The 22,785-nt window shown below is 53.8% G+C and carries 20 protein-coding genes; 19 read left to right on the top strand and 1 reads right to left on the bottom strand.

What is annotated here, in order from left to right; genetic code table 11:
• Nucleotides 1-30 precede the first annotated feature (30 nt).
• From SELR_RS09020 to SELR_RS09000, 5 genes are all read left to right on the top strand, one after another.
• Entirely contained in the window at nucleotides 31-339 is a 309-nt protein-coding gene (locus SELR_RS09020; protein WP_014424920.1) for a metal-sensing transcriptional repressor, read from the top strand.
• A gap of 13 nt (nucleotides 340-352) precedes the next feature.
• Complete coding sequence (locus SELR_RS09015; protein ID WP_014424919.1) at nucleotides 353-2,917, top strand: heavy metal translocating P-type ATPase; 2,565 nt, start codon at nucleotides 353-355, stop codon at nucleotides 2,915-2,917.
• Nucleotides 2,918-2,984: 67 nt separating this feature from the next.
• Nucleotides 2,985-3,854 (top strand): ROK family protein, encoded by an 870-nt coding sequence (locus SELR_RS09010; RefSeq protein WP_014424918.1) that lies wholly within the window; start codon nucleotides 2,985-2,987, stop codon nucleotides 3,852-3,854.
• Between the two features lie 110 nt (nucleotides 3,855-3,964).
• Nucleotides 3,965-5,026 (top strand): type IV pilus twitching motility protein PilT, encoded by a 1,062-nt coding sequence (locus SELR_RS09005; protein ID WP_014424917.1) that lies wholly within the window; start codon nucleotides 3,965-3,967, stop codon nucleotides 5,024-5,026.
• Nucleotides 5,010-6,236: a type II secretion system F family protein gene (locus tag SELR_RS09000; protein ID WP_014424916.1), complete on the top strand. Its 1,227-nt coding sequence runs from the start codon at nucleotides 5,010-5,012 to the stop codon at nucleotides 6,234-6,236. The genes SELR_RS09005 and SELR_RS09000 overlap by 17 nt, the downstream gene beginning before the upstream one ends.
• A gap of 47 nt (nucleotides 6,237-6,283) precedes the next feature.
• On the opposite strand, the gene nadE is transcribed toward SELR_RS09000, so the two are convergent.
• Nucleotides 6,284-8,176, bottom strand: coding sequence for an NAD(+) synthase (gene nadE, locus SELR_RS08995; protein ID WP_014424915.1), 1,893 nt, complete (start codon nucleotides 8,174-8,176; stop codon nucleotides 6,284-6,286).
• Nucleotides 8,177-8,337: 161 nt separating this feature from the next.
• Between nadE and SELR_RS08990 the strand changes: the two genes are divergently transcribed.
• The 14 genes from SELR_RS08990 to rlmN all read left to right on the top strand — a co-directional run bounded on the left by SELR_RS08990 (nucleotide 8,338) and on the right by rlmN (nucleotide 22,771).
• Nucleotides 8,338-9,297, top strand: a complete 960-nt coding sequence (locus SELR_RS08990) for a polyprenyl synthetase family protein (RefSeq protein ID WP_197537152.1) — start codon at nucleotides 8,338-8,340, stop codon at nucleotides 9,295-9,297.
• A 26-nt stretch (nucleotides 9,298-9,323) separates the two neighbouring features.
• Nucleotides 9,324-9,716 (top strand): Sec-independent protein translocase subunit TatA/TatB, encoded by a 393-nt coding sequence (locus SELR_RS08985; RefSeq protein ID WP_014424913.1) that lies wholly within the window; start codon nucleotides 9,324-9,326, stop codon nucleotides 9,714-9,716.
• Between the two features lie 51 nt (nucleotides 9,717-9,767).
• On the top strand, nucleotides 9,768-10,673 hold the full coding sequence (locus SELR_RS08980; protein WP_014424912.1) for a LysR family transcriptional regulator: 906 nt from the start codon (nucleotides 9,768-9,770) through the stop codon (nucleotides 10,671-10,673).
• 239 nt (nucleotides 10,674-10,912) lie between these two features.
• On the top strand, nucleotides 10,913-11,515 hold the full coding sequence (locus SELR_RS08975) for an IS607 family transposase (RefSeq protein WP_014424910.1): 603 nt from the start codon (nucleotides 10,913-10,915) through the stop codon (nucleotides 11,513-11,515).
• A complete protein-coding gene (locus SELR_RS08970; protein ID WP_014424909.1) occupies nucleotides 11,499-12,761 on the top strand; it encodes an RNA-guided endonuclease InsQ/TnpB family protein in 1,263 nt (420 codons plus the stop codon). The genes SELR_RS08975 and SELR_RS08970 overlap by 17 nt, the downstream gene beginning before the upstream one ends.
• Nucleotides 12,762-13,061: 300 nt before the next feature.
• Nucleotides 13,062-14,909, top strand: a complete 1,848-nt coding sequence (locus SELR_RS08965; RefSeq protein ID WP_014424908.1) for an FAD-binding protein — start codon at nucleotides 13,062-13,064, stop codon at nucleotides 14,907-14,909.
• Between the two features lie 2 nt (nucleotides 14,910-14,911).
• Nucleotides 14,912-15,868, top strand: coding sequence for a succinate dehydrogenase/fumarate reductase iron-sulfur subunit (locus tag SELR_RS08960; protein ID WP_014424907.1), 957 nt, complete (start codon nucleotides 14,912-14,914; stop codon nucleotides 15,866-15,868).
• Between the two features lie 2 nt (nucleotides 15,869-15,870).
• Nucleotides 15,871-16,737: a CoB--CoM heterodisulfide reductase iron-sulfur subunit B family protein gene (locus tag SELR_RS08955; RefSeq protein WP_014424906.1), complete on the top strand. Its 867-nt coding sequence runs from the start codon at nucleotides 15,871-15,873 to the stop codon at nucleotides 16,735-16,737.
• A 133-nt stretch (nucleotides 16,738-16,870) separates the two neighbouring features.
• Nucleotides 16,871-18,124 (top strand): peptidase T, encoded by a 1,254-nt coding sequence (gene pepT, locus SELR_RS08950; protein ID WP_014424905.1) that lies wholly within the window; start codon nucleotides 16,871-16,873, stop codon nucleotides 18,122-18,124.
• Between the two features lie 9 nt (nucleotides 18,125-18,133).
• Complete coding sequence (def, locus tag SELR_RS08945; RefSeq protein WP_014424904.1) at nucleotides 18,134-18,601, top strand: peptide deformylase; 468 nt, start codon at nucleotides 18,134-18,136, stop codon at nucleotides 18,599-18,601.
• A complete protein-coding gene (gene fmt / locus SELR_RS08940) occupies nucleotides 18,598-19,533 on the top strand; it encodes a methionyl-tRNA formyltransferase (protein WP_014424903.1) in 936 nt (311 codons plus the stop codon). Before def ends, fmt begins: the two co-directional genes overlap by 4 nt.
• Before the next feature lie 42 nt (nucleotides 19,534-19,575).
• A complete protein-coding gene (locus SELR_RS08935) occupies nucleotides 19,576-20,391 on the top strand; it encodes a DUF116 domain-containing protein (RefSeq protein WP_014424902.1) in 816 nt (271 codons plus the stop codon).
• Entirely contained in the window at nucleotides 20,384-21,718 is a 1,335-nt protein-coding gene (gene rsmB / locus SELR_RS08930) for a 16S rRNA (cytosine(967)-C(5))-methyltransferase RsmB (protein WP_014424901.1), read from the top strand. The genes SELR_RS08935 and rsmB overlap by 8 nt, the downstream gene beginning before the upstream one ends.
• Before the next feature lie 6 nt (nucleotides 21,719-21,724).
• Nucleotides 21,725-22,771, top strand: coding sequence for a dual-specificity RNA methyltransferase RlmN (rlmN, locus tag SELR_RS08925; protein ID WP_014424900.1), 1,047 nt, complete (start codon nucleotides 21,725-21,727; stop codon nucleotides 22,769-22,771).
• Nucleotides 22,772-22,785: the final 14 nt, after the last annotated feature.

Below are 22,785 nucleotides of genomic sequence, written 5' to 3'. Positions count from 1 at the left end.
GGGGTATGTGTTTGTATTCAGGAGGTTCCTATGGAAAAGTGTCATTGCAAGGACGTAAAACATAAACATCGCGATAAGGATGGCAAGGAGTATAAGGGCCTGATATCCCGTCTGAACCGCATTGAAGGACAGGTACGGGGCATCCGCCGTATGGTGGAGGAGGATCGTTACTGTGTGGATATCATGGTGCAGGTCAGTGCCATTCAGGCGGCTTTGGGAGCCTTCAACAAAGAGTTATTGGCTCAGCATATCAACAGCTGCGTGGTTCACGATATCCGTGAAGGCGATGACCAGGTGGTCGATGAGCTGATTACGCTGTTAGGAAAAATGGTACGTTGACAGAAGGTGAATGATGAAAAAAGAACGTTTTGACATCACTGGCATGACTTGTTCGGCATGTTCGGCGCGAGTGGAAAAAGCTGTGACAAAACTGGCTGGCACAGCGGAGGTCAGTGTAAATCTGTTGACCAACAGCATGCAGCTGACCTATGACGAAGGGAAAATCAATACAAGTCAGATCATTGCAGCCGTAGAACAGGCCGGATATGGTGCCAGTGTCAAAGGAAAAAAGGCTGTAGATGCCATAAAAAAAGAAGATGATCCCTTGGCCAGGGAGGCAGCAGCCATGCGGCAGCGGCTGTTATGGTCGGTGATATTCCTTTTGCCGGTCATGTTCATTGCCATGCATCGGATGTTTTTTGGCTGGCTGGGGCTTCCCGTGCCGGAGCTTTTGCAGGCATTGTTCGCCGGCCCGGAGAACGCCATCACCTTTTCCTTTGCCCAGTTCCTGTTAATTCTGCCCATCATGTATCTCAATCGGAAGTATTATCTGAACGGCTTTCGTAATCTTTGGCAGGGCGCGCCGAATATGGACAGCCTGGTAGGCATGGGCTCCATGGCCGCTGCACTCTTTGGTGCTTTTGCCGTGTTCCGCATGGGCTGGGGGCTCGGCCATGGCAATCTGGCGCTGGTGGAAGAATACAGTCGCAACCTTTATTTTGAATCGGCGGGGATGATTGTCACCTTGATCACCGTGGGCAAATTCCTCGAGGCAAAGGCCAAGGGGCGGACGGGGGAGGCGTTGGCAAAGCTTATGGAGCTGGCGCCGCAAAAGGCCACTGTCCTGCGGGACGGCCAGGAATTATCCCTGCCCACGGAAGAACTGGTGGCAGGGGATGAGATCATCGTGCGTCCCGGCGAGCGGCTGCCCGCTGATGGCACGGTGATTTCCGGGCAGACCAGCATCGATGAATCTGCCATCACCGGGGAAAGCCTGCCCGTGTTCAAACAGGCAGGGGATAAGGTGACCTCGGCCACCCTGAATAAGACAGGTGCCATCCATTTCCGGGCGGAAAAGGTCGGCGGCGATACCGCCATCAGCCAGATCATCCGCCTGGTGGATGAAGCCAGTGCCAGCAAGGCGCCCATGGCAAGGCTGGCTGACCGGATTGCCGGCATCTTTGTGCCGGTGGTCATCCTGATTGCACTGGCGGCGGGCGGAATATGGCTGGCCCTGGGCGCAAGCGTGGAATTTGCTTTTTCCATTGCTATCTCCATTCTGGTCATTTCCTGTCCCTGTGCCTTAGGCCTGGCTACACCTGTGGCTATCATGGTGGGCACGGGCAAAGGCGCGGAAAACGGCATCCTCATCAAATCCGGCGAGGCCTTGGAAACGGCCCAGGCTGTGGATACGGTGGTGCTGGATAAGACAGGAACCATTACCGAAGGCAAGCCCAAGGTTACGGATCTGCAGGCTCTGTCGATACCGGAGGCAGAGTTCCTGTCCTTAGCGGCGGGATTGGAGCAGAACAGCGAGCATCCCCTGGCTGAAGCGGTCTTGGCCTATGCGGCAGAAAAGGGCGTAACGCCCGCAGGCATAAGCGATTTTCAGGCGGTGCCCGGCCGCGGCCTGCAGGGAAAAGTCAGAGGCGAGCTCTATATGGCTGGCAACGAGGCCTTTATGGCAGAACAGGGTGTGGATATTTCGGACTGCCAGCAGGAATTGGAACGGCTGGCGGCAGAAGGCAAGACGCCCTTACTCTTTGCCAAAGAGAAGAAACTTCTTGGCGTTATCGCGGTGGCAGATAAGGAAAAGGAATCCAGCAGGCAGGCGATTTCCCAGCTCACGGCCATGGGGCTGGAGGTCATCATGCTCACCGGCGACAATGAGCGCACGGCTGAAGCGGTGCGCCGCCGTCTGGGAATCACGAGGGCCATTGCCGGTGTGCTGCCCGCTGCCAAGGAGCAGCATATTGCCGCCTTGCAGGCACAGGGGCATAAGGTGGCCATGGTGGGCGATGGCATCAACGATGCGCCGGCGCTTGCCCGGGCTGATATCGGGATGGCCATTGGTGCCGGTACGGATGTGGCCATGGAAAGTGCGGATGCTGTGCTCATCCGCAGCAATCTGCTGGATGTTGTAAGCGCAATCAGGTTATCAAAGGCGGTTATCCGCAATATCAAGGAAAATCTCTTCTGGGCGTTCATCTATAATATCATTGGCATCCCTCTGGCAGCGGGGCTCTTGTATCCGGCCTTTGGCATCAAGCTTTCCCCGATGATCGGAGCGGCAGCAATGAGCATGTCCAGTGTATGTGTGGTCCTGAACGCTTTGCGGCTGCGGTCATTCAAGACTGCAGGGAATGTAGCGGGCATGGCTGCAGAAATAGATAATCAGGTAGGACAGGCAACTGTCAGAAAGGAAGATAAGACGATGCAGAAAGAACTCAAGATTGAAGGTATGATGTGTGCCCATTGCCAGAAGCATGTAAACGATGCTTTGTCGAAAATGGCAGGTGTTACGGCTGTGGAAGTGAATCTGGAAGCAGGCACGGCAACCGTGACGGCAGAACGGGAAATCCCTCAGGCAGAATTTGCCCAGGTCATCACAGAAGCTGGCTATGAATTAGTAGGCTGAGAAGAAATGAAAATTTCAGGCACCAACATCGTTTGGTGCCTTTGTTTTAGCACAGGAGGGGATCAGGATGCAATATGCGTGCATAGATATCGGTGGTACGGCAATCAAATATGCCATGATGACGGAGGATGGCCAGATTTTGGCCAAAGGTCAGGTCCTGACCAAGGTCGAAACAGATGGCAGCCGTGCGATTCCCGGGAAAATAGCGGCAATTGTCTGTGACCTGCAAAAAGAATACGGTCAGGCTGCAGGGGTGGCGGTATGTTCACCGGGACTTATCGATGCTGAAAAAGGGGAAGTCATTTTTGCCGGGCCTAATTTCCCCGGTTACAGCGGCATGAAGCTGCGGGAAGAAATCGAAAAGCTGACGCAGCTGCCCTGTACTGTAGAAAATGATGTGAATGCCGCAGGACTGGGGGAAAGCTGGCTGGGCGCAGGCAAAGGCGCGAAAAGTGCCTTTTGCATGTTTGTGGGTACAGGTGTGGGCGGCGCACTGGTGCTGGATGGTCATCTGGTTCATGGCGCGGCTGCGGCAGCCGGTGAAATCGGCTTCCTGCCCCTTGCGGGCGGCTCTCTGGAACAATTGGCCAGCATGACGGCGCTATTGCAGAACACAGGCGCAGCCACGGGAGAAGAGGTTTTTGCGCGGGCGGCAGCTGGTGAGGAAAAAGCCCTGACAGCATTGGAAGATATGACGCGGAAACTGGCCTGTGGCCTGGCCCAGATCTGCTGTGTCGTAAATCCGGAGGTTTTGATCATGGGCGGGGCCGTGATGGCCCAGCGGGAATTCTTTGAACCGCGCCTGCATCAATACTTGGCTGAACTGCTTCCGCCAGCCTTGCTCAAGCATACGCGCATTGCCTTTGCCCAGTTGGGAACAGCCGCAGGCTTCACCGGTGCCCTACGGCATTTCCTGCAAAAAGCAGGTCAAAGATAAGAGATGATTGATAATAGAAAGCACTTCCGCTGGAGGTGCTTTTTTTGCAGGTATTGGAGGGTGAATGTAGAAGAAGTACATTATTATTAGAAAATACGAGGTGATATGGTATGGGGGATGACGTGGATTGGCAGGGCATTATCAGCAGAGCTATCGAAAAAGAGGCGTCGGATATTCATTTGACCGTGGGACAAAGGCCGCATATGCGATGTGACGGAGTCTTGGTGTCTATGGATGGCCGCCCGCTGACGGAGCAATTTATGGCTGCGTTTGACGCTGTTATCATGGATGAAGGGCAACGGAAGCGGCTGGCGCGGGAGTGCGATATCGATCTTTCCTGGACCTTTGCGGGACGGCGGTTTCGTGTCAATGCCTATCGTCAGCAAGGTTATCCGGCATTGGCTATCCGCCTGTTGCCGGAGAGGATTCCGACTTTGGCGGAAATCAATGCGCCGCAGGCATGGCAGAAGATCAAGGAACTGGATCAAGGGCTGGTCTTGGTCTGCGGGCGGACTGGCTCTGGTAAGAGCACGACATTGGCGGCTTTTATTGAAACATTGAATCGGGAGAGAGCGTATCATATCGTCACATTGGAAGATCCCATCGAATATGTTTTCCAACCTGATAAATGTTTTATCAGTCAGCGGGAGTTGGGCCGGGATTTTTATGATTTTGCGGAAGCTCTGCGGGGCGGACTCAGGGAAATGCCGGATGTGGTCCTCGTGGGGGAAATCCGGGACAAGGAGACGATGCTGACGGCTCTGGCGGCAGCATCAGCGGGGATGCTGGTGCTGGGGACTTTGCATAGTGGCAGTGCGGCTGCGGCTGTCCTGCGCGTGGAGGGGATGTTTCCGCTGGAAGAGCGGGCGAGCGTGCGTTCGCTGCTGGCAGAGGTGTTACAGGGGATCTTTGCCCAGCAATTGCTTCCCGCTGCTAGAGGCGGACGGACAGCATTGGTGGAGGTACTGCTGGCTAATGCTACGGTGCGCAGTTTGATCCGTCAGGCAAAGTATAACCAGTTGTCCTCCGTGATGCTCAGCCAGCAGGAGCTGGGAATGCAGACTTTTGCAGTGGCTGTTCAGAAAATGCAGCAGGCAGGATTGCTTGAAAGATCCATGGGGGAACAGGTAATGGCGCAGGCGCGGGGGACACAATATGAATTATCGTTATGAAGCCAGCAACCGGCAGGGTAGGATTTTCAAGGGGACGATTGCGGCGGCCAACCGTCAGGAGGCTGCCCGTAAGATAAAACGGCAGGGCCTGTGGATAACGGCCCTGTTACAGGAAGAAGGGCAGAAGGAATCTGGTGCAGGCAGGTGGCATCCTGGACAATTATTCGCTGGCCGCAAGGTGGATGATACGCAGATTGCATTATTCTGTCGCCAGCTGGCAGTATTGCTGAGTGCCGGAATCCCGGTTCATGAGGGGCTCAAGGCATTGCTGGCTGGCGGGCGCAAAGATGCTTATGCCCACTTGATAAATGGTCTTTATCAGCAGGTTTTGCAGGGAAAATCCCTGGCGGCAGCTATGGAGGCAAGCCACAATTTTTCGCCGCGGATCGTTAGGCTGGTGGCAGCTGGGGAGCAGGCAGGGACATTGGAAGCCGTTTTCAGCCGGCTGGCAGATTTTTTGGCGCAGACGGTGAAAGCCCGGGAACAGTTGAAATCAGTACTCCTTTATCCGGCGATTCTTGGTCTGACTGCTCTGGGAATGCTGATCTTTATGGCGTTGTTTATCCTGCCTGCCTTTGCCTCGATGTTGCAGAATCTGCAGGTGGAACTGCCCTGGCCCACCCGTGTGCTTTTGTCTTTGACAGATTTCCTGCAGATCTATGGAATGGAAACTCTGGCGGTGGGCAGCGTTTTGGCTTTGGGAATCTTGCTGCTGGCCCGTCAGCCGCTGGTGGTTTATCGTTATCATCAATTTGTGCTGCAGCTGCCCTTAGCAGGATCTTTGGCCCGTCATTCCGGCTGGGCGTTGATCCTGGGGACTATGGCCATGATCCTGGAACAGGGGCTGCCCCTGCACGAGGCGATCCGGATGGCAGCCCCTGTAGCCGGAAACCGCTATCTGGAGCGGGAATTGTTGCAGGTGCAGGCGAAGGTGGAGCAGGGCAGTGGGCTGATGACGGCAATGATAAGATGCCCGGTCTTCCCGGTGATTCTTGCTGAAATGCTGGAGGCTGGGGAAGAGGCGGGGCGCCTGGAAGAGATGCTGGCCAAGGCGGCGGCCTTCTGTCAGGTGCAGGCCGAAAATGAATCCGCCCGGCTGCAGGCGCTGGCAGAACCGGCGGCCATCTTTATCGTGGGCGGTCTGGTGTTCTTTTTGGTGCTGGCAGTGATCATGCCGCTGCTGAATACCATGGACGCGATTACCTTATAAAGAAAAAAGACTGGGCAGAATCTACACGTTCTGCACAGTCTTTTTTATCATGCCTGTAACAATTGTTCTTTCAGCTGCTGGTATTTCAAGGTATAGTAGGGGCCATTCTGGGCTTCGCGGTGGTCAAAGCCATAGGCCCGGCGGCTGACAGCCAGGATAGGCGGTGCCTGGATGCGCTTGGCCACGGCCATGCCGGTGAAGAGGTTCCACCAGCGTTCCAGATCCGCGATGAATTCCTGGGCGGTGGGGAAGTATTTTTCAACCAGACCTGCTTCACAGCCGAGATTTTCTTCGAGGGTGCCGGCAGCGTACCATTCGAGGATATCTTCCGGTGCGGCCTTCTGCCAGCGTTCGATGAAGGACCGGAAGAGATAATCGTGGTAGGGGTACTTCAGGGGATCGCCCTTGCCTTCGTCCACATTCTGGGCGGAGGAGAGTTCCGCGCTGGGCACGATATCAATAATGCCCTGGGGCACGACTTCCCGGCCATAGATCACGTCATTCATATAATGGGCCAGGGCGTAAACCTGATGCTTCCAAAGGTCAGCCAAGGCAGCTAAGAAGCCGGACTGGTCACCGTACAGCGTCGAGTAACCGACGGTGGTCTCGGCCTTGTTGGCGTTGCAGGTGAAGCCACCGCCGAAAGCAGCTGCGGCGCCTGCCAGCACCCGGGCACTGCGGTCACGGGCCTGGATGTTTTCGGTCACAAAGGAAGACACCGTAAGGTTCTGGGTGGAACCGTCGGTCAGATAGGTGATGGGGGTGCCGGAGAGCTGTTCTACCGTATGATCGACGGAGTGCTGGATGGGAATCACGGTGTATTGGCAGCCTAAGTTATCGGCCAGCTGCTTGCTGAGTCCTTTTGTGGTGGCGGAGTTGAAGACGCTGGGCATATTGACCAGCAGCAGGTTTTCGGGGCCCACAATCTTGGCGTAGAGGGCGGCGGCAACGGCGGAGTCAATGCCTCCGGAGATGCCGATGACCACTTTCCTCATGTGGATATTTTTCAGGAAGTGGCCCACGCCGTAGTGCAAGGCGCGATAGATGTGGGCAATATCCGGTTCCTTGTCTTCGGGCAGGGCCGGGAGCTGCTCCAGTTCTGCTAAATCTACAATGGTGAGTTCTTCTTTGTATTCCAAGCTCATGGCGCAGACATCGCCCTTGCCATTGTAAGCCGTGCTGGCGCCGTCAAAGGTGTAGACGGTCTTGCCGTTGTTCTGCAGGCCGATGGCGTTGACGTAGAAGAGCGGCTTGCCTGCCCGTGCGGCCTGTTCGCCGAAGACACGATTGCGTTTGCCGTTTTTGCCCAGGGTATAGGGAGAGGCGGAGATATTGACAAAGAAGTCAATAGAGCCATTTTTCCGCAGCACTTCAAAGGGTTCCAGCGCGTAGTTGTCACTCCAGCCATCTTCGCAGAGCAGGCAGCCGATGCTGTATTCCTTGCCCTTGATGGTGATGTTTACCGGGGCAATCAGCTCAGCGGGGCTTTTTCCCTGTTCCAGCGCCAGCTGCTGCAGGCTGTAGAAATGGCGGGTATCGTCAAATTCCCGGTAGTTGGGCATCAGGGTTTTGATGACGAAGGGCTGATCCTGTCCGGCAGGTTTGATCAGCCGGCCGTTTTGCGCCGTGAAGAAGGCATTGTACTTGCGTACCCGGCCATCGTTGTTGGTCTTTTCCCAGTCCATGGCGATATTGCCGAACATGACGGTGATGTCCTGGGTAGCGGCGATGATTTCCTGGCCGTAGTGCTCGCAGTCGGCCAGGAAACTGCTCTGTTCCCAGGTGTCACCCAGCAGGTAGCCGGGAACAGCCATTTCCGGGAAGATGATGATATCGGACTGTTCTTCTTTTGCCTCGTCAATCATGCGCAGCATGGTGGCGGTGTTTTTATCGGGATGCCCGGGGATGACTTCCATCTGGGCCATAGTGATTTTCAGCAAAGCCTTCACTCCTTAATTTTCATTTCCTTACAATAATACGTCATAACGGGCAGCAAGTCAAAGGCAGAAATAATAATGACAAACGAACAAAAATGTAGTAAAATAGTAAAATGCGTGATATGCGAAAAAGACTAATGTAGGTGATAGATGTGTCAAACCCCATGTTTGATGTAATACAGAGTGACTTGGACGTGCTGAATGAAGGGCTGATCGGGGCAGTCTCTTCTTCGGTAGAATTGGTGAATGAAGTTGGCACCCATCTGGTGACGGCTGGCGGCAAGCGTATCCGTCCGGCCTTGTGCCTGCTTTCAGCCAGAGGCGGCAATGATTTTTCGCTGGAGCGTGTGCTGCCGCTGGCAGAAGCGCTAGAACTCATTCATACGGCTTCTCTGGTGCACGATGATGTGATTGATGCGGCCGATACCCGCCGTGGCGAACCCACGGCTAATGCCAAATGGGATAATCAGATCGCTATCCTGGGCGGTGACTATATCTTTGCCCGGGCCTTCGGCTTGATCGCAGAAGGCGGCTATGGCGATTACGTGTCCAAGCGTCTGGCAGAACTCGTGTGCAATCTCAGCGTGGGGGAAATCATCCAGGATCATACCGTTTATCAGGCGGTCAAGGATCTGGATAATTATTATGAGCGCATTCAGAAGAAGACGGCGGATTTTTTGGAAATCTGCTGTGAATTAGGCGGTCTGGTGGGCGGCCTGTCGCAGGAAGATACGAAAAAGCTGGCAGAGTATGGCCACTGCATTGGCATGGCCTTCCAGATCACAGATGATGTGCTGGATATCATGCAGACTTCAGAGAAAATCGGCAAGCCTGCCGGCAATGATATCCGCCAGGGCATTGTGACCTTGCCGGTTATCCATGCTTTGAATGTTAGCGAAGATGCAGCCGAATTGGCCGATATCGTCACCAACCCGGAGATGGACAGCCAGATGGTAGAGCGTGCCCTGAACATCATCCGGGCTACGGACGGTGTGGAGATGGCCAAGGCCAAGGCCGATGAATATCTGGAACGGGCACGTCAGGTGATTCCGCAGGATCTGCCGGCGGATATCAAAGATGCCTTTGTACAGGTGGCGGATTTTATCGGCGACCGTGATTTTTGACAGGAACGGATGAGAGGAGATTCACCATGTTTGGAATCGGTGTACCAGAACTTATCTTGATATTGGTGGTGGGGCTGATCGTCTTCGGCCCCGGCAAGCTGCCGGAGATTGCCCGCTCCGTGGGCAAGGGTGTGCGGGAATTCAAGAAGGCTACGAATGCTTTTTCCCAGGTACTCAATGCCCCGTTGGAAACGCCTGTGCAGCAGCAGAGCACCCAGCCTGCGCAGCCGTCTCAGCCCGTACAACAGCAGACTGCCCAGGCAGCCCAGACAGCTGCCCCTCAGTCTGCTGCGGCAACGCCTGACATAACGCCAGAAGCAGGCCCGGCACCGCAGCCTGTGCAGCCGGCTTATACGGCTCCCACGCAGGAGAGCGTGCGCCAGCAGATTGCAGAGCAGGCGAAAAAAACAGAAGCATAAGGTTAGAAAAGCCCTCTCTTGATTGCGGGGGCTTTTTTGGAGGGACTTACTTTGATCGACGAACATGAATGGAAATATGTACTGCAGGCGGCCAATGAAGGGACTTTTTCGGCGGCGGCCAAGAGACTTTTTGTGTCTCAGCCGTCCTTATCCCAGTCCATCAAGAAGATCGAAGGGGAGATTGGCCTGCCCTTGTTTGACCGGAGCCAGACGCCGCTGCAGCTGACGGCAGCCGGGGAGATTTACGTGCGCAAGGCCCGGGAAATGCAGCGGATCTATCATGAATTGGTGCAGGAGACCGCAGACCTTACGGGGCTCAAGACAGGGACGCTCATCATCGGCAGTTCCCGCACCCGCTCTTCCTGTTATCTGACGCAGCCCATCATCGAATTCCATCGCCGTTATCCGGGCATCCGCCTGATGGTCAAGGAGCATAGCGTCAGTGAATTGAAGACCACGGTGGCGGCAGGGGAAGTGGATTTTGCCCTGCTCTATGAGCCGTTGGAAAGCAGTTTTGAACGGATTCCGCTGCTGAAGGAAAAGACCTTATTGGCGCTGCCGCCCCATCATCCTTTTGCCCAGAAGTACAAGCGGACGGATGGGGAACCTTATCCGACCATGTCCTTTGCCCGCATGCATGGCCAGCCCTTTATCCGGCTGCAGGAAAACCGCCGTATGTCCCAGCTGTATAGTGACCTGTGCATGAAGACACAATGCCGGCCGGACGTGGTTTTTGAAGCCAACAGCATCATCGATGCAGCTGAACTTTGCGCAGCCGGTATGGGGGCTACGCTGGTGACGGACATGGTGGTCAACAACGGCCGCTGGTCAGAACCGCCCTGCTTCTTCAATTTGGAGGAGGCAGTGGAGGATCGTCAGCTGGTGGTCGCTTTTGGCAAAAATAAACATTTATCCCAGGCTGCGCGAAAATTTATTGAACTTTTGCAAGGAGAATAGGATTTATAGCGAAACACTAAGCAGGAGATTGTTTGGAATTCTTGCTTAGTGTTTTTTCTTGCATGGAAATTGGGAGGGATCTGGGTATGTTTGACAACATCAGGGTGTCCTGTAAGCTATTGCTGATCGTGGCAGTGGCGGCGATTGCCATAGTGCAATGATTCATTAAAAATATTAAATTAAAATTCATATTTTATATAATATATGGTATAATCAAGCCAAGGAAGGAGGATTGTATCATGTTAGCCAAAGATGTGCTCCGTGTCCTTGGAATAACACGCCCTACACTGACCAAGTATGTCAAAACTGGCATAATCCGAGTGACTGTCCTGCCCAACAAGCGTTATGACTACAATGAAGAAGATGTGTACGGCTTTTTGAATAAGGACATGAAGCGGAAAACATTTATTTACGCTCGTGTATCGACAGCCAAGCAGAAGCCAGACCTTGAAAATCAGATTTCCTTATTGAAGCAGTTCTGTTTTTCCAATGGCTACACCATTTCAGGCATATATTCCGATATTGCCAGCGGGATAAGTTTTGAGAAGCGCAAAGATTTTTTCGAGATGCTGGATGAAGTCCTTGAAGGCCATGTTGAGAGAGTGGTGGTTACCTATAAAGATAGACTTTCCCGCGTGGGATTTGAACTTTTCCATCACCTGTTCCAGAAGTACAACTGCGAAATAGTGGTCATGAGCGAGGTTGGCTCCGTGAAGCTGGACACACAGGAAGTGTTTGAGGAGATTGTGAATCTCCTGCACTGCTATTCTATGAAACTGTATTCCAGTCGCAGGAGGCTCAAGAAAATCAAGGAGGCGGTTGACGATGTCGATGAAGGATAATGAATCGCTGACTCGCGTAGAGAAGCATCTTATTCGTCCGTCCTCCCCTTGTTTTTCCCTGATTGGAGATTTCTGCCACAGGGCCAAGAATCTTTATAATCATGCCAATTACATTGTCCGCAGCAGGTTCATCAAAGATGGCTATTGGACTAGATATAAGGAGCTTGATCAAATTTTAAAGCATGACCTGGAATATCCCGATTACAGAGCTATGCCCACAGCCCAATCAGCTCAACAGGTGCTTCGCCTGCTCGACAAGAACTGGAAATCTTTCTTTGCCGCCATCAACGATTGGAAGCAACATAAGGAAAAATATCTCGGACGGCCTAAACTACCAAAATACAAAGAAAAGAATGGCCAATTCATTCTCGTCATGACAAACCAAAACTGCAAGCTGGTGAATGGCGAGATTCGTTTTCCGAAAACATTCAGAGGCTTCCATGTTGTGCCAAAATTTGTCAATCACCAAGATACTGGCAGGAAATTTGATACATTCCAGCAGGTAAGGTTCGTTCCTAGCGGCGCATACATTATCATGGAGATTGTCTATACCATAAAGCCCGTGCCGCAGATGAATGACAACGGCAGGTATGCGGGCATTGACATAGGCGTGGACAACCTGCTGACGATGGCAGCCAATACAGGAGCCGCGCCGCTGATTGTGAATGGCAAAGTCCCCAAATCTGTAAATCAGTTCTACAATAAAGAACTTGCCTACTGGAAAAGCGTCTGCAGGATGACCTCCGGCAGATATTCCTCGGCACGAATCGACAGGCTGACCGCCAAGAGGAATCGCCGCATAGACGATTACATGCACAAGGCGAGTAAACTGATAATCAAGGAATGTGTCCAGCAGGACATCTCAACTATTGTCATAGGCAAGAACAAGGAATGGAAGCAGGAGAGCCGCTTGTCCAAACGGGTGAACCAGCATTTTGTCCAGCTTCCTTTCGCACGACTAATCCGGATGATAGAGTACAAAGCTAAGGAGAAAGGCATAGCAGTCGTCCTCACCGAGGAGAGTTATACGAGCGGTACATCATTTCTGGATGGAGAAGAACCAGGCAAGAAAAACTATGACAAGAACAGACGAGTTCATCGTGGGCTTTTTAAGTCCAATACTGGCAGGTTGATAAACGCTGATGTCAATGGAGCGTTTCAGATCTTGAGGAAAGTATTCCCGAATGTTTCGGCAGACGGGATAGAGGGCGTAGTGCTACGTCCAGTTGTGGTAGTTGCTGCGTAGACCGCTTGCTTGGTGAGGGCTTGCCCTTACTCGGCTTGTCGAGAGCAGTTAATGAGCAACAAAGTTTATAAAAAACTTTAACATTATTTGTTGAGTTTGGTTATAAACATAGCATGGCCCATGAGCAAAAAGAAGCGTTGAAACAATTTAAATTCTGATAAAACCATATTGGAATTTTCAATAGCAGCTATAAGGACTATGTATTTTCCTTATAGCTGCTATTTATATATAATAGCCTTAGTTAATGTCTCATTAAGGGATGATTGAGAAAGCCTATTTTATTTAGGAGGGAAAAGCAATATGGCAACGGAAATTTCGCGCCGCACATTTATCAAGGGAGCGGCAGCGGCCGGTGTTGTACTGGCAGCAGGCTCGTATTTTGCCTGGGATGGTAAGAATATTCCGGAAAAAGTAAAAACGGGCGATGTAACCTATGATGTACTGGTAATCGGCAGTGGCGGTGCCGGCATGAGAGCCGCACTGGCTGCCGCAGAACGCAAAGACCTGAAAGTGGCCGTGATGACGAAGCTGGTTCCCACCCGCTCCGCATCCACCATGGCTCAGGGCGGCATGAACGGTGTTACGGGTGTGAGCGACCCCACGGATACCGTCGAATCCCATGTCTTTGATACCATCAAGGGCGGCGATTATCTTTGCGACCAGGATGCAGTGGAATACTTTGCTGAGCGTGCTGGCGAAAACATCTATGAGATGGATTATATGGGTTATCCCTATAACCGTCAGAAGGATGGCGCATTCCATCAGCGCAAGATGGGCGGTCACAGCCACCCCCGCGCTTCCTACTTCGAAGACCGCGCCGGTCATGCCATGGTTCACTGCCTCTTCGAGCAGTGCCTGGAAAACAACATCGACTTCATTTCCGAATGCCAGATGCTGGAAATCAGCATGGATGGCGATAAGCTCAACGGTGTCATCGCCATGGATATGCGCAGCGGCAACCTGATTGGCGTGCCGGCAAAATCCGTCATCATCGCCACCGGCGGTTATGGCCGTGTTTACTGGGTGCGCACCTCCAATCCGTACAGCTCCACGGGTGACGGCATTGTTGCCGGCATGAACGTGGGCATTCCCTTCAAAGACCCGGAAATGGTGCAGTTCCATCCCACGGGCCTGTCGGCCAATGGCGTACTGCTGTCCGAGTCCAGCCGTGCCGAAGGTGCGCTGCTCATCAACAAGAACGGCGAGCGCTTTATGAGCAAATACGCGCCGGAGAGAATGGAACTGGCTACCCGCGATATCGTTGCGCGTGCCATTGCCACGGAAATCGAACAGGGTCGTGGCGTCGGTGAAGGCATCCATGCCGGCGTTTACATGGACTTCACCAAGATTCCGGCTGAACGCATCCATGAGCGCCTCGGTCAGGTATATGACCTGTCCCGCCGCTTTGCCGGTGTCGATATCACCAAAGAACCCGTACCCATTGCACCGACCTGCCATTACTCCATGGGCGGCCTTGAAATGGCTGACTTCCATACAGGCGAAAGCCGCGTAAAGGGCGTTTATGTAGCCGGTGAATGCAGCTGCGTATCCGTACATGGTGCCAACCGTCTGGGCGCTAACTCCCTGTCGGAAGTGCTGGTATTCGGCCACACGGCCGGTGACGGCGCTGCTGAATTTGCCAAGGCCAACAAGTATGAAGGCAATCAGGACAGCCTGGCCAAAGCCTGCGAGAAGTGGAAGGAAAAATTCGATACGGCAACAAGCCGCGGCAAAGAAGGCAACAAGACCGTGCCGGAAATCCGCGATGCCATGATCAATACCATGTGGTACAAGGTGGGCGTATTCCGTGAGGAAAGCCAGCTGCTGGCTGCAACGCAGGAATTGGAAGCACTGGAAAAAGAATATGAACATTGCTATGTTGGCGATAATTCCCATGTATACAACACCGCTTTCGAGCAGTATGTAGAGCTGGGCAACCTCTTGCAGATTTCCCATGCCATCGTGCAGGGGGCCCTGGCCCGTAAGGAGAGCCGTGGCGGTCATTCCCGCCGTGACTTCCCGAAACGTGATGACGCAAACTTCCTGAAACACACCTTGATTTTCAAGGACAAGGAAACGGGCAAATATCGTGCCGAGTATAAAGATGTCGTGATCACGAAATACCAGCCGAAAGAAAGGAAGTATTGATTATGGATGTGAAACTTAGAATCCATCGCTTCGTAGAAGGCAAGAAATGGGAACAGGACTACACCGTAACGGTTAAAGTTGGTATGACGGTCCTCGAAGCCCTGATTGAAATCAAGGAAAAACAGGATCCCACCCTGTCCTTCACCTGCTCCTGCCGTTCCAGTATCTGCGGTGCCTGCGCTGTCCGCGTTAACGGCAATGCGGAACTGGCCTGCGAGATCCTCGTGGAAAACCTCGTGAAGCGTTATGACACCAATGAACTGACCATTGAGCCCCTGGGCAACTTCAAGGTCATCCGCGACCTGATTGTGGATTGGGATCCAAAATACGCCCGCATCAAGAAGATCAAACCCGTCGTTCAGCCTAAGGACGAGTTTTCCAAAGAAAAGGGTTGCAAGCAGTCGCCGGCGGACTTCAACAAGTATAAGAAATATGCTGGTTGTATTCTCTGTGGCTCCTGCGTCTCCGAATGCAACAAGAACACCCTGAATCAGGATGACTTCCTGGATCCCTTCGTGTTTGTCAAGGCAGAAAAGCTCGTGGCCGACAGCCGCGACAAGAGTCCCGAGGAACATCTGAAGGCTGTTGTGGATGCCGGTCTCTGGCGCTGCTTCAACTGCCAGGAATGCACGGCGAAATGCCCCAAGGGTCTCGATCCTGCCGGTGCCATCGAGAAACTCAAGGAAGCAACCTTCCAGAAGAAGCTGGATGACAATGTGGGTGCCCGCCATGCCAAAGCCATCTACGATGATATCAGCGAATCCGGTACATTGGATGAATCCAAGCTCAACATCAAGTCCGAGGGCTTCTTTATGGCCGGCCTCCGTGCGCCCATGGCGATCCGCCTCATGCGCGTCGGCAAGATGAATCCGCTGGACAAGCATCCGGTGAACCCCGAAATCGAAACCATCCGCAAGATCGTGAAAAATGCCGAAGCGGCAGCGAAGGAGGCTGAATAATTATGAAGTACGCTTTATTTCCGGGCTGCGTGCTGGAAGGTGCAGCAGCTGAAGCCTACACTTCGCTGAAGAAAGTCTGCGAAAAGCTGGGCATTGAAGTAGAAGATATCCCCAACTGGACCTGCTGCGGCGCATCCCATGCCCAGGGTGTCAACGACTTTGCTGCCCTGGTGGTCAATGCCCGCAACATCTCCATTGCCGAGAACATGGGCCTGGACATCATGACGGTCTGCAATACCTGCACCCTGCAGCTGCGCACCGCCAAAGCCCGTCTCGACAAGGATGCCAAACTCAAGGAAAAGGTCAACAAGGTTCTCAAGGAATCCGGCCATCCTTATGAGTACAAAGGCACCAGCAAGATCACTCACTTCCTTTGGATTCTGGATGATCATCCGGAACTGCTGGATGGCAAGGTGGTCAAACCGCTGACCGGTGTCAAGATTGCCGGTTACTATGGCTGCCATATCCTGCGTCCCCAGGAAGTTATGGATCATGGCGACGGCAAGCATCCGGAATATCTGGAGCGCCTGATCCGCAAGCTGGGTGCTGAACCGGTATGGTTCGATGCCAGCCGCAAGTGCTGTGGCTTCCATGCCCAGCTGGCCGCTGAACATGATGTGCTGACCGTAACGGGGCAGATCGTGGACAGTGCCGACAGAGCCGGGGCTATGGCCATTGCCACCCCGTGCCCGCTGTGCCAGATGCAGCTTGACATGTACGAGCCGGAAGGCCGTGATGCCGTTCATTCCCAGGCACAGGTTCCCATCCTGCACCTGCAGCAGCTGGTGGGCTTTGCTCTGGGCATGAGCAAGACCGATATGGGCTTTGACCGCCATGTGTCAGCCCAGGAAAAACTGAAAATCGGCTAAGATTTTATGTATGGATAGGTCTGACCGGTCATTTGACCGGTCAGGCTTTTTTTCATATCCCTTTTAACAAAGGCTATCTTATGTTATAATGACAAGATGTATGAACAGAACAAATTTATTCGAGGTGTTTTTCGTGGAATTAAGCATGGATATTTTGGTTAAGCGGTTCAAGGATTATGTAAGCTTTGATACCCAGTCTGACGAGGATAATGACAAAGCTTGCCCCAGTACGCCGGGACAGTTGGTGCTGGCAAAGCACTTGGCCGAGGAACTGAAGGAAATCGGGCTTAGCGACGTGGAACTCGATAATCATGGTTATGTGATGGCCACCTTGCCAGCCAACGGTATGGATGAGGCACCAACGGTGGGCTTTATCGCTCATGTGGACACCAGCCCATCGGCCTCCGGCAAGGATATCAAGCCGCAGATCGTCAAAAATTACGATGGCAAGGATATCGTGCTCAATCCGGAACAGAACATCGTGTTCTCCACCAAGGCCTTCCCGGAAGTGCTGAAGTACAAAGGTCAGGACATTATGTTCACCGATGGCACGACACTTTTGGGTGCCGATGACAAGGCTGGTGTGACGGCCATTGTCAGCGCCATGGAATATCTGGTACAGCATCCGGAAGTCAAGCATGGCAAGATCCGTGTTGGCTTTACGCCGGACGAGGAAACGGGGCGCAGTGCGGATCTCTTTGATGTGAAGAAGTTTGCGGCTGATTTTGCCTACACCATCGATGGCGGCGAACTGGGCGGCCTGGAGTATGAGAACTTCAATGCAGCCAATCCCGTAATCACCTTCCATGGTATCAGCGTCCATACCGGCGATGCCAAGGGCAAGATGATCAATGCCCTGACCATGGCCAGCGAATGGCAGCAGATGCTGCCGGCCGGGGATCAGCCGGAATACACGGAAGGTCACGAAGGCTTCTTCCATGTCTATAAGCTGAGCGGTGATGTGGAAACCTGTACCATGAGCATGCTGATCCGCGATCATAATAAGGAAAAGTTTGAGCAGCGCAAGGCATATCTCGATCAGATGGCAGCGTTCTTCAATCAGAAATATGGCGAAGGCCGTGTGGAAGTGAAGCATCATGAAGTGTACTTCAATATGCTGGAAAAGATTGAAGACGGCAATATGTACGTGGTAGAGCTGGCCAAAGAGGCGATGAAAGCCGCCGGTATTGAACCGGATGTGCAGCCAATCCGCGGCGGCACGGACGGTGCCCGTCTGTCCTTCATGGGACTGCCCTGCCCGAATATCTTCACGGGCGGCGCCAACTTCCATGGCCGCTTTGAATATCTGCCGCTGGAATCCCTGAAGAAAGCCGGGGAGACGGTACTGCAGATTGCCGTAGGCGCGGGCAAGTTGAACAAGAAGTAAGGAGTATATATGGCATTATTAGAAGTGTTGAAGGCGGGCAATCCCGTCCTGAAGCGGGTATCGGAACCCGTAGAACGTATCGATAAAAAACTGAAGAAACTCATGGATGACATGGCCGAGACCATGTATGAGAACGACGGTGTCGGCCTGGCTGCCCCGCAGATTGGGCGGAATATCCGTCTGGTGGTCATTGACTGCCAGGACGAGCATGGTCTGTTGGAGCTCATCAACCCCGTAATCACCTTCAAGGAAGGGGAAGTGGTGGATACGGAAGGCTGCCTCTCCGTGCCGGAGATCTACGGTGAAGTGAAGCGGGCGGCCAAGGTCAAGGTGGAGTTCACCAATCGCCGGGGCAAGCGTCAGCATCTGACGGCCACGGGACTGTTGGCCCGCTGCATCCAGCACGAGCTTGACCATTTGGAAGGTCAGCTCTTTATTGACATTGCCACCAGCGTCCATAGGGGGAATCAGTCGTGAAGAAATTTCGCGTAGTTTTCATGGGCACGCCGGAATTTGCCGTGCCGTGCCTGGCGGCCCTGCATGAACAGTGCGAGGTCATCGCCGTCATCACCCAGCCCGATAAGCCCAGAGGGCGCGGCCAGAAAATGATGCCCTCGCCGGTCAAGGCCTGGGCGGTGGAACATGATCTGCCGGTCTATCAGCCGCAGAAAATCAAGACGGAAGAGTTTACCGTCAAACTGGAAGAGATGAAGCCGGATCTGATGGTGGTGGTGGCCTTTGGCCAGATCTTGTCCCAGCGGATTCTCGACATTCCGGAATACGGCTGCATCAATGTCCATGCGTCCCTTTTGCCCCGCTACCGCGGTGCGGCACCCATGCAGTGGTGTGTGATCAACGGGGAAGAAAAGACCGGCGTGACCACTATGTTTATGGATGCCGGTCTGGATACGGGGGATATGCTCTTAAAGGCCGAATTCCCCATCGGGGAGGATACGACACTGGAAGAGGTTCATGACGGCCTCATGGGCATGGGCGCCCAGGTGCTGATGGATACACTGGCCCAGCTGTCTGACGGCACGCTGCAGCGCACGCCGCAGCCGGCAGAATCCAATTATGCTCCCATGCTGACGAAAACCACCGGTCAGATTGACTGGAGCAAAACGGCACAGGAAGTGCATAATCTGGTGCGGGGCCTCAATTCCTGGCCCGGTGCTTATACCAGCCTGGATGGCGCCAAGTATAAGATCTGGCGCACCCGCCGCACAGGCGAGCGGTCAGCTGCTCCCGCTGGTACCATTGTGAAAGCGGACAAAAAGGCAGGCCTCTTTGTGGCTGCCGGGGATGAAGTGCTGGAGATCCTGGAATTGCAGGCTCCCGGCAAGAAGAAAATGCGGGCGGCTGACTACCTGAACGGCCACGGCTTTGCGGATGGCGCATGCTTCAGCTGAGTGCGTTATGGAAGGCAAGGGGGATAGTTGTTGGAGGTTTCAATGACAGATTCTACCCAGAAAAATAAACCGAAAAATTTCAAACTGCCGGGCAGACATAAGAAACGGCTGTTTATTGGCATCCTGCTGTTGACTACGGTGCTGGCATCAATGTTGCTTTATGGTATCTGGTATATTGCCCGGCTAGGGTTGGCGGAGATTGCCGCACCCTTGCCGCTGATTGTAGGGGGCTTTTTTATCCTCATCAGCGTCGGGGCCTTGTTGGCAATCTTCAATATGGTGCTGGCGGTGAAGGGCTGGCCTTATCTGCCCTTTTTGCAGCGGCAGAATTATGAGCTGATCAATCTGCTCTTTCCCATAGCGGTTCAAGTGGCCAGAATCTTTGGCATCGGCAAGCGGCAACTGGAGGGTTCCTTCATTGCCACGAGCAATCTGATGTTCAACCGCATGGGCATAAGGGTGCCGGCGGATAAACTGCTGGTGGTTACGCCCCATTGCCTGCAGTTGGCCACCTGCCCCCATAAGATCACCCGGGACCCGCATAATTGTAAGCGCTGCGGCGGCTGCGATATCGGTTCGCTGGTGACTCTGGCCGACGAGATGGGATTCCATTTCTTTGTGGCGACGGGGGGGACTTTGGCCCGGCAGATTGTCTACAATACCCGGCCCAAGGCGGTGCTGGCCATTGCCTGTGAGCGTGACCTGATGAGCGGCATTCAGGATGTCTATCCTCTGCCTGCTGTGGGGGTATTGAATATCCGCCCCAATGGTCCCTGCTACAATACCCATGTGGACATGGAAGAAGTCCGTGCCCAATTGGAGAAGATCATTATTCCCAAGGAGCAAGATAATGGATAAAGCGCGGGAAATCGCGATTAAGATATTGAATGAAGTGCATGAGGAAGGAGCCTATGCCAATGTGGCATTGGCTCGTCATCTGCGCAAGGCGGAGCTTTCCGACCAGGACCGCCGCTTTGTGACGGAACTGGTTTACGGTGCTGTCAAGGCCGGGGATACCCTGGACTGGATCCTGCGCCGTTATGTGAACCGCCCCTTGAAGAAAATCCCGACCATGGTACGGGAAATCCTGCGGCTGGGACTTTATCAGATTTTCTATCTGGACAAGGTACCGGCATCGGCGGCCTGCAATACGGCGGTGGAGCTGGCCAAGAAATACAGCCATGCAGGCACGGTGAAGTTTGTCAATGCCGTGCTGCGTACCGCGGTGCGGGAGCCGGAGAAGGCGGCCTTCCCGGAAGGCAAGGGCAAGGCCACAGAAGGTCTGGCCTTGAAAAGCCAGCATCCCTATTGGCTGGTCAAGCGCTGGGTCAAGCAGTTCGGCTTTGAGGAAGCGGAAAAACTCTGTGCCTTCGATAATGGCCAGCCGGTATTATCCGTGCGCACGAATACGCTGAAGACAGACCGTGCAGCTTTGCTGACAGCCCTGCAGGAAGCCGGGGCCGAGGTGCAGGAAAGCCAGTGGACACCGGAGGGCATCCGTGTGACGTCCCATGGCGCTTTGGACGATCTGGCGCCCCTGCAGGAGGGCCTTTGTCAGGTACAGGATGAAAGTTCCATGCTGGTGGCCCATGTGGTGGATCCCCAGCCCGGGGAACTCATTATCGACTGCTGCAGTGCCCCCGGCGGCAAGACCACCCATATGGCGGCACTGATGAAAAATGAAGGCCGCATCGTGGCCGGGGATATTTACGAACATAAGCTTACCCGCATCGAGGAAAACGCTCAAAGGCTGGGCATTGACATCATCGAAACGAATCTGATTGATGCCCGGGAAATTGGCGAGGAATACGAGGATATGGCGGACCGGGTGCTGGTGGATGCGCCCTGTTCCGGCCTGGGGGTACTCCGGCGCAAGCCCGATGCCCGCTGGAATAAGAGCGCTGAGGAAATCGCTGCCCTGCCACCGTTGCAGGGGGAAATCCTTGACAGTGCCGCCAAAGCCTTGAAAGCTGGCGGAGTGCTGGTCTACAGCACATGTACCATTGACCGGTCAGAAAATGACGAGGTGGTGGAGGCTTTTTTGGCCCGTCATCCGGAGTTTACCTTGGAACAGACCGGTGCTTTCCTGCCCCATAAACGGGAGGACATGATGGTGCAGCTCTATCCCCAGCGGGATGGCACGGATGGATTCTTTATTGCGCGGATGCGCAAGGCGAAAGGATAAAAGATAGTGACGAATTTATTTGGCATGACCTTAGAGGAATTGCAGGCGGCCCTGGCTCCCTGCAAGGTGCCGAAATACAGGGCCAAGCAGATCGCGGAATGGCTCTATCAGCGCGGGGCGGCGGATTTTGACGCCATGACCAACCTGCCCAAGAATTTGCGCAGCGAGCTGGCGGAGAAATTCACCATTGGCCGCCCGAAAATCAAGGCCCGTCTGGATTCCCAGGACGAAAAGACCACGAAATTCCTGCTGGAATTTGCTGATGGCATTGCCATTGAGACGGTGCTGATGCGCCAGCCCTACGGCAACAGCATCTGCGTGTCCACCCAGGCCGGCTGCAATATGGGCTGCGCTTTCTGCGCCTCGACGCTTCATGGCATGGCCCGGAATCTGACCTGTGGGGAGATTCTCTCCCAGGCGGTGGTCATCAATGACATGCTGCGGGAAGAATCCGGCGGCAAGGTGGATACTATGGTGATCATGGGCAGCGGCGAACCCCTGATGAATTATGAGGAAGTGGTGAAGTTCCTGCGCCTGGTTCATGAGTCTTATACGTTAGGCCTGGGATATCGCAATATCACCCTGTCCACATCAGGCATTGTGCCGGGCATGTATCAATTGGCTGAGGAGGGGATGCCTATTTCCCTGTCGGTGTCCCTGCATGCGCCTAATCAGGAACTGCGCTCGGAGATTATGCCCATCAACCGCAAATATCCCTTGCAGGATGTGGTGGCGGCGGCGAAGAATTACGCTGACAAGACCAAGCGGCGGGTGACCTATGAATACATTTTGATTGACCAGCTTAATGATGGGGAAAAACAGGCCAAGGAACTTACGGCACTGCTGCATGGCCAGTTGGCCAGCGTCAATCTGATTCCCATCAATCCCGTGGTGGAACGCAATCTCCTGCGGCCATCCAAGGCGCGGATTGACTGGTTTGAAGGTTACTTAGCCAGCCATCATGTCAATGTGACCGTGCGCCGGGAAATGGGCACGGACATCCAGGCAGCCTGCGGCCAGCTGCGCAACAAGCATCTGCAGGACAAAAAATAAGATTTCTAATGGCT

Source organism: Selenomonas ruminantium subsp. lactilytica TAM6421, from assembly GCF_000284095.1.
GTDB lineage: Bacteria > Bacillota > Negativicutes > Selenomonadales > Selenomonadaceae > Selenomonas_A > Selenomonas_A lactilytica.
This window is presented reverse-complemented; position numbering and strand designations above follow the sequence as displayed.

Bases quoted from the DNA above. Each gene is read 5' to 3' on its own strand.
- SELR_RS09020 (WP_014424920.1), top strand. From the start codon at position 31: ATGGAAAAGTGTCATTGCAAGGACGTAAAACATAAACATCGCGATAAG.
- SELR_RS09015 (WP_014424919.1), top strand. From the start codon at position 353: ATGAAAAAAGAACGTTTTGACATCACTGGCATGACTTGTTCGGCATGT.
- SELR_RS09010 (WP_014424918.1), top strand. From the start codon at position 2,985: ATGCAATATGCGTGCATAGATATCGGTGGTACGGCAATCAAATATGCC.
- SELR_RS09005 (WP_014424917.1), top strand. From the start codon at position 3,965: ATGGGGGATGACGTGGATTGGCAGGGCATTATCAGCAGAGCTATCGAA.
- SELR_RS09000 (WP_014424916.1), top strand. From the start codon at position 5,010: ATGAATTATCGTTATGAAGCCAGCAACCGGCAGGGTAGGATTTTCAAG.
- SELR_RS08990 (WP_197537152.1), top strand. From the start codon at position 8,338: ATGTTTGATGTAATACAGAGTGACTTGGACGTGCTGAATGAAGGGCTG.
- SELR_RS08985 (WP_014424913.1), top strand. From the start codon at position 9,324: ATGTTTGGAATCGGTGTACCAGAACTTATCTTGATATTGGTGGTGGGG.
- SELR_RS08975 (WP_014424910.1), top strand. From the start codon at position 10,913: ATGTTAGCCAAAGATGTGCTCCGTGTCCTTGGAATAACACGCCCTACA.
- SELR_RS08970 (WP_014424909.1), top strand. From the start codon at position 11,499: ATGTCGATGAAGGATAATGAATCGCTGACTCGCGTAGAGAAGCATCTT.
- SELR_RS08965 (WP_014424908.1), top strand. From the start codon at position 13,062: ATGGCAACGGAAATTTCGCGCCGCACATTTATCAAGGGAGCGGCAGCG.
- SELR_RS08960 (WP_014424907.1), top strand. From the start codon at position 14,912: ATGGATGTGAAACTTAGAATCCATCGCTTCGTAGAAGGCAAGAAATGG.
- SELR_RS08955 (WP_014424906.1), top strand. From the start codon at position 15,871: ATGAAGTACGCTTTATTTCCGGGCTGCGTGCTGGAAGGTGCAGCAGCT.
- def (WP_014424904.1), top strand. From the start codon at position 18,134: ATGGCATTATTAGAAGTGTTGAAGGCGGGCAATCCCGTCCTGAAGCGG.
- SELR_RS08935 (WP_014424902.1), top strand. From the start codon at position 19,576: ATGACAGATTCTACCCAGAAAAATAAACCGAAAAATTTCAAACTGCCG.
- rsmB (WP_014424901.1), top strand. From the start codon at position 20,384: ATGGATAAAGCGCGGGAAATCGCGATTAAGATATTGAATGAAGTGCAT.